General features: G+C 58.5%; 5 protein-coding genes. All 5 read right to left on the bottom strand.

Annotation, left to right across the window (positions count from 1 at the left end; translation table 11 throughout):
* Positions 1 to 59: 59 nt before the first annotated feature.
* Entirely contained in the window at positions 60 to 818 is a 759-nt protein-coding gene (gene arsH, locus QOC89_RS04910) for an arsenical resistance protein ArsH (protein WP_323043995.1), read from the bottom strand.
* On the bottom strand, positions 815 to 1,240 hold the full coding sequence (gene arsC, locus QOC89_RS04905; protein ID WP_323043994.1) for an arsenate reductase (glutaredoxin): 426 nt from the start codon (positions 1,238 to 1,240) through the stop codon (positions 815 to 817). Before arsC ends, arsH begins: the two co-directional genes overlap by 4 nt.
* Positions 1,237 to 2,322 carry an ACR3 family arsenite efflux transporter gene (arsB, locus tag QOC89_RS04900; protein WP_323043993.1) on the bottom strand — a complete coding sequence of 362 codons (1,086 nt, stop codon included), beginning with the start codon at positions 2,320 to 2,322 and terminating at the stop codon, positions 1,237 to 1,239. Before arsB ends, arsC begins: the two co-directional genes overlap by 4 nt.
* Positions 2,323 to 2,446: 124 nt before the next feature.
* Positions 2,447 to 2,779 carry a metalloregulator ArsR/SmtB family transcription factor gene (locus tag QOC89_RS04895; protein WP_323043992.1) on the bottom strand — a complete coding sequence of 111 codons (333 nt, stop codon included), beginning with the start codon at positions 2,777 to 2,779 and terminating at the stop codon, positions 2,447 to 2,449.
* Positions 2,780 to 2,875: 96 nt separating this feature from the next.
* The gene (locus tag QOC89_RS04890) at positions 2,876 to 3,349 is read right to left on the bottom strand and encodes a ferritin-like domain-containing protein (protein ID WP_323043991.1); all 474 of its coding nucleotides are present in this window, start codon (positions 3,347 to 3,349) and stop codon (positions 2,876 to 2,878) included.
* Positions 3,350 to 3,909: the final 560 nt, after the last annotated feature.

Raw genomic sequence — 3,909 nt, 5'->3', positions numbered from 1 at the left:
AATCGCCCCCCCACGATACCAGTTGCGCCGCTGCCAGCGCGCAGGTCGTGCCGGTACCGCTATTCGGCTTCGCTGTTGTTGGCATCGGCAGCGGTGGTTTCATGCTCCATGGCACTCGCAGCCAATTGCTCCGCAAGTTCTGGATGGGCTTCCTTGCGTTCGCTATAACGGTCGGTGAGATATTCGGAACGGTCGCGTACGATCAAGGTGAACTTGTACAGTTCTTCCATGACATCGACCATGCGGTCATAGTAGGCGGACGGCTTCATTCGCCCGTCCGCGCCGAATTCCTGCCATGCCTTCGCTACCGACGACTGATTGGGAATGGTCACCATCCGCATCCAGCGCCCTAGCACACGCAATGCGTTCACTGCGTTGAACGACTGCGACCCGCCGCTCACCTGCATTACCGCGAGCGTTCGTCCCTGGGTGGGACGGACACCGCCGATCTCCAGCGGCAGCCAGTCGATCTGGTTCTTGAACACGGCAGTGAGCGTGCCATGACGTTCCGGACTGCACCAGACCTGACCCTCCGACCACTCCGACAGTTTGCGCAGTTCTTCGACCTTTGGATGATCCGCAGACACGCTGTCCACAATCGGAAGACCATGGGGATCGAACACTCGCGTCTCGGCGCCGAAGTGACGCAGGACACATTCAGCTTCGAGTGTCAGTTGACGGCTATAAGACGTGGGCCGAAGGGACCCGTAAAGTAGAAGAATCCGCGGCGCGTGCTCCGACACGGCGCGTGGCGTGAGTTTCTGCAGATCGGGGGTATCGAGATGCGAACTGCTTACGTTTGGCAGGCCGTCGATCATTTCTCGACTCTCCGGCCTTCGCTGTCAATGACTACCTCACCGTCTTCCTTGGTGAAAGGCCTGTTCCGCGCTTCCGGCAAGATTTCAAGGACGAGTTCGGACGGGCGGCACAGGCGCACGCCATGCGCACTCACAACGAACGGGCGATTAATAAGAATCGGGTGTTCCAGCATCGCATCAAGTAACTGCTCCTCGCTCAGAGATGGGTCGCCCAGTCCGAGTTCGGCATACGGTGTGCCTTTTTCGCGCAGCGCGGCGCGCACGGCGAGGCCTGCATGCCCGATCAGCGCCTTTAGCGTGTCACGATCAGGCGGGGTCTTCAGATACTCGACAATCTCCGGTTCAACGCCCGCGTTGCGGATCATTGCCAGTGTGTTTCTCGACGTGCCGCAGTCCGGATTGTGATAGATCGTAACGCTCATGATTTCTGTTCCTTAAGGCTGTTGCCTGCTTCGTACCAGTGCTGCGACTGGTTCACTACGCCGACAACCAGCAGCATGACGGGCACTTCAATCAGCACGCCAACCACTGTCGAAAGCGCCGCGCCCGACTGGAAGCCGAACAGGCTGATGGCCGTGGCTACTGCGAGTTCAAAGAAGTTGCTCGCGCCGATCAGGCTAGAGGGTCCCGCAACGCAGTGCGCAACGCCGAGTCTGCGATTGAGCAGATACGCAAGGCCGGAATTGAAGAACACCTGAATCAAGATCGGGATCGCCAGCATCGCGATAACGAGCGGTTGTTTGACGATGGCCTGCCCCTGAAATGCGAATAACAATACCAGGGTTGCCAGAAGCGCGCAGATCGAATACGGACCGAGATGCGCGACAGTCTGTTGGAAATGTGTTTCGCCCTTGGCCAGTAGATGGCGCCGCAGCACCTGGGCAAGGATGACGGGAATGACGATGTATAGGCCGACCGAGACAATCAGTGTGTCCCACGGCACTGTGATAGCCGACAGGCCCAGCAGCAGCGCGACGAGCGGTGCAAACGCCACGATCATGATCGAATCGTTGAGCGCGACCTGTGACAGCGTGAAATACGGATCGCCCTTGCACAGTCGAGACCAGACAAACACCATCGCTGTACACGGTGCGGCGGCGAGCAGGATCAAACCAGCAATGTAGCTGTCAAGCTGGTCGGCAGGCAGCCATGGCGCGAACACATGACGGATGAAGATCCAGCCGAGCAAGGCCATCGAAAATGGCTTGACGAACCAGTTCACAAAAAGCGTCACGCCGATACCGCGCCACTGACTTTTCACCTGTGTCATGGCGGCGAAATCGATCTTGACGAGCATTGGGATAATCATCACCCAGATGAGTACGCCGACCGGCAGGTTGACCTGCGCCAGTTCCATGCGGCCCACAACCTGAAAGAGTTGCGGAAGCCGCTGTCCGAGCACGATGCCGCCAACAATGCAGAGCGCGACCCAGACCGTGAGGTAACGCTCGAAAAATCCGATTGCCGCGCGTTCTGCGCGGACCGCTGTGTCAGTGCTGCTCATTTCATTCCTGCGCTAGTGACGATGGACTCGGCCGGCGTGCAGCAGTCTTGGAGGCCTGTGTCTTTTCCTGCGAACTGGATGCTGTCGTTGAGATTGTCGACAGCGACGTGAATGCGCATCCGCTTCATGGTGTTTCGCCGCAACAGTTTGGAAGGTCGCTTGCCGCGCAGATCGTGCCGGCGCAGCAGTTCTCGGTCAGGAAACCAATCAGGCCGGTCATGGCGTCGAAGTTTGCCGTGTAGATGACGAAACGTCCCTCCTGCCGCGGCTTCACCAGGTCTGCGTGCGTTAGATCCTTCAGGTGAAACGACAGACTGGACGGGGATAGGCCAAGCTGCTGCGCAATTTCGCCCGCAGCCATGCCGTCAGGCCCGGCTACGACCAGCAGGCGAAAGATTGCCAGGCGTGATTCGTGGGCCAGCGCGCTCAGGGCGCGTACAACGAGGTCTGAGTTCATACCTGGACGATAGATTTCTATATTTCAAGTATTGTTGAAATAACGGACGGTGTCAACGGCAGGGGCATCTCTGAGATGCCGCCGTAGTCAGTTTGATCAGGGTTGGGCCGGGTGCCGTTCGGCCGACGTCGTCACTTCTCCAGGGCGGCGCAGCATCTTGTCGACTTCGCCCGCGTGCATCTCTTCGACATGGATCATCTGACGGGCGAACTCTTCGAGTGCGACGGAACGGTCCTCGACCAGTGCGAGCAATTCGCGATAAAGCCCCAGCGCGAGGTGCTCCGCTTGCAGCGACTCGCGGAGGATCGAAGAGATATCGAATGTGTGCGAGTCGAGGAGGGGACCGATCGCGAGCGACGGATAGGCGCCCAGCGTGGTGATCCATTCTCCGACCTGCTGTGCGTGCAACAGCGATTCATCGGCCTGCTCGCGCAACCAGGATCTGATCGGAATGCGTCCGAACCCGAAAACGAGAAACGAATAGTGTGTATACCGAACGACGCCGGCCAATTCGGATTCGAGAATCCGGTTCAGCACTGCAACCACGTCTTCCTTGTCTATCTCTGCCATTTGATATCTCCTTTTTTATGTCACTGCGACAGACGCAGCCTGCGATTCGCCGCTCGCCGCTCATATCACGCCTCAGGGTCTCGACGGATATTGATTAAATGTAGTCCCGCAAGGCGATGGCGCAAGGCGTTAGTTCGGGTGTACGTGTTTGCTCGGCCGGCGCGGAGGCGGCCACCTCCGCGCTGGCCGCTCTCGCTCCGAACGCCTCCGTCTACCGTTGTGTCCGTCATTTATCATGCCCCAATTCGCACCGGCGAGAACTTCCCGAGTTGGGAATTTCAACGGCATCGCTCCAGTCTGCTCGCGTGACAGTGAGTCTGGTTCTCGAAGGAGATAGGCCCGTGTTCCGGCCGCGGGTTATCCAGTTAGCAAGGTTTTTACTTCGCGTCCAATCGGTGCGCGAGTTTCAGATTGAACAGGCTACCGTCAGATGACTCGGCGGGGGCGCTAAATAGAGCGGGGGGAGTTTGCGCACGCACTGATCTGCGCGGCAGAGACACTTCATTCAGGCTACGCGCGACAGAATTTCTGTCGGCGTAGCTTCCGGCGTAAGTTCGGTA

Source organism: Paraburkholderia sp. (assembly GCF_034668105.1).
Taxonomy (GTDB): domain Bacteria; phylum Pseudomonadota; class Gammaproteobacteria; order Burkholderiales; family Burkholderiaceae; genus Paraburkholderia.
This window is presented reverse-complemented; position numbering and strand designations above follow the sequence as displayed.

Bases quoted from the DNA above. Each gene is read 5' to 3' on its own strand.
- arsH (WP_323043995.1), bottom strand. From the start codon at position 818: ATGATCGACGGCCTGCCAAACGTAAGCAGTTCGCATCTCGATACCCCC.
- arsC (WP_323043994.1), bottom strand. From the start codon at position 1,240: ATGAGCGTTACGATCTATCACAATCCGGACTGCGGCACGTCGAGAAAC.
- arsB (WP_323043993.1), bottom strand. From the start codon at position 2,322: ATGAGCAGCACTGACACAGCGGTCCGCGCAGAACGCGCGGCAATCGGA.
- QOC89_RS04895 (WP_323043992.1), bottom strand. From the start codon at position 2,779: ATGAACTCAGACCTCGTTGTACGCGCCCTGAGCGCGCTGGCCCACGAA.
- QOC89_RS04890 (WP_323043991.1), bottom strand. From the start codon at position 3,349: ATGGCAGAGATAGACAAGGAAGACGTGGTTGCAGTGCTGAACCGGATT.